Annotated in this window: 2 protein-coding genes; both read right to left on the bottom strand. The window is 63.0% G+C overall.

The genetic code is table 11. The features are described from left to right. A partial coding sequence (locus EOA33_RS33170; protein ID WP_127407541.1) for an NAD-dependent epimerase/dehydratase family protein occupies positions 1-163 on the bottom strand: 163 nt, incomplete at its 3' end. After that, the gene (locus EOA33_RS33165) at positions 160-1,227 is read right to left on the bottom strand and encodes a UDP-glucuronic acid decarboxylase family protein (protein WP_127407540.1); all 1,068 of its coding nucleotides are present in this window, start codon (positions 1,225-1,227) and stop codon (positions 160-162) included. The genes EOA33_RS33165 and EOA33_RS33170, both read right to left, overlap by 4 nt. Between the last annotated feature and the right edge of the window lie 951 nt (positions 1,228-2,178).

Below are 2,178 nucleotides of genomic sequence, written 5' to 3'. Positions count from 1 at the left end.
GGATATCGCCGACAACCAGCGGACCCCAGCAGACGGATTCCTCGTTGCCGCGGCTCAGATTGTCGTAGACCACCGGCAGGTAACCGGCTGCCGAGAGCAGCTTGCAGGTGTGGCTGCCGATGAAGCCGGCGCCACCGGTTACGAGGACGGGGCGACGAGTCATGACACGGCAGCCTCCCTGGCCCACCTGTGGCTGCTGCGCGCGGCAGCGAACCGGCGGCCGCCGAGCAGTGCGTCGAAATACGCCGTGGTGTGGGCGAGGCCTTCGCTCAAGGCGACCTTCGGCTCCCAGCCGAGATGCTGCCTGGCGAAGGAAATATCGGGCTTGCGCTGCTTCGGATCGTCGACCGGAAGCGGCCGGTGGACGATGCGCGAGCGGGAGTTCGTGTAACCGACGACCAGCTCCGCCAGCTCCATGATGGTGAACTCGACGGGGTTGCCGAGATTGACCGGGTGCGCTGCCGCCGCCTGGGCGTTCATCAGCCGGATGAAGCCTTCGATGAGGTCGTCCACGAAGCAGAATGAGCGCGTCTGCGTGCCGCTGCCGTAGACGGTAATGTCCTCGCCGCGCAGCGCCTGGACGATGAAGTTCGACACCACGCGGCCGTCGTCGGGCTGCATGCGCGGGCCATAGGTGTTGAAGATGCGGGCGACACGGACGTCGATGCCGTATGTCCGCGAATAGTCGTAGAACAGCGTCTCGGCCGAGCGCTTGCCCTCGTCATAGCAGGAGCGCGGGCCATGCGTGTTGACGTTGCCGAAATAGCTCTCGGGCTGCGGATGCACCAGCGGGTCGCCGTAGATCTCGGAGGTCGAAGCCTGGAAGATCTTGGCCTTGTGGCGACGGGCGAGCTCCAGAAGGTTGATCGACCCCAGCACGCTCGTCTTGAACGTATGGATCGGATCGGCTTGGTAATGCGGCGGGGAGGCGGGGCAGGCGAGGTTGTAGATCTCGTCGACCGCAAGGTCCATCGGCAGCACATCGACGATGTCGTGCTTGATGCAGGTGAAGAACGGGTCGCGATGCATGCCGTTGAGGTTGTAGCGCTTCCCGGTGTGGAAGTTGTCGAGGACGACGACCTCGTATCCGTCCAGCAGCAGTCTTTCGCACAAATGCGAACCCAGGAACCCCGCGCCACCGGCGACCAGCGCACGGCCACGATCGGCATTGGCGCCCTTGCGGCCAGCCCCCGGGCCAAGTTTCACGACCTTCATAATCCTGCTCATGACTCCCCCTTACGCGGCACGCACACCACCACCCCGGTCGGGCAAGGCTCGACCAAGTCCTGAAACCGTGGCGAACCCCGGCGTCAGCCAAAGGTGCCATCACCCATGATGTGCGTAAAAACGTCTGAGTTTGCGGGAGCTGTACTGTACGGCTTATTGGTTGCCGCTCAGCCTGCTATGCCCCGTGAATCGCGATCACGCGTCTGGTTGCCACCATCGCCGATCTTGCTCGCCCAAATTGCACACCCAACGCATATAAAAATATACCTGTGGGGATAGTAGTCAACTAAATTAGCTGTTTGTTAACCTCACTCGTTCGCGATTGGTTAATCATGAGCCGCGCGGATCGGCTTTTTCCGCCGGCCTGGAATGGCGAGGCCGTAGCGGTCGCAGGCAGCGGCGAAGCAGGCACTCCAGTCGGTGGGAAAGCTTTGTGGCCAACGGCACTGGCGGGCTTGAAGGTGTCGGATGATCGAGCCGGCAAGTGCATCGCAAGTCTATCTTTCGACGCGCTGCGGATGTCCTTGGATAAGCTTGGGAAATACAGATGTGGTTAGCCGGACCACAAACAGTCTCGGCGAAAACTGGCGCAATTGCTGGCAGTCCTGCGCGGGTCGCCGTGGGGGCGAGCCGGGAACCGTCGCCCGCCTGCAGGGCAGGTTGAGGCGGTGCTGCTCGGTGCCGGCGGCCGGCCGGGTTTCACCCGGCTCGCAGTGGCGTTTCCACTCTGGGGTGCAATGGGCGAGCCGGGCGTCGCCCGACGAAAAACCGCCTGCGGGGATAACATCCGAGGACGTCCGGGCAGGCATTCGAGCCACCTGCGCTATTGGGAGGAAGGGGGCTCACCAATGGACGACAAGGCCCGCGAACGGCGGGCCTTGTCGATCATGTCGAAACCTTTGCCACCGGCGGCCTACTCCCCGCCCATCTCCTTCTTGAACTGCTCGAAAT

Source organism: Mesorhizobium sp. M4A.F.Ca.ET.050.02.1.1 (genome assembly GCF_003997725.1).
Taxonomy (GTDB): domain Bacteria; phylum Pseudomonadota; class Alphaproteobacteria; order Rhizobiales; family Rhizobiaceae; genus Mesorhizobium.
Note: the sequence above shows the minus strand (reverse complement) of the source record. Positions and strands in the feature narration are given on the sequence as shown.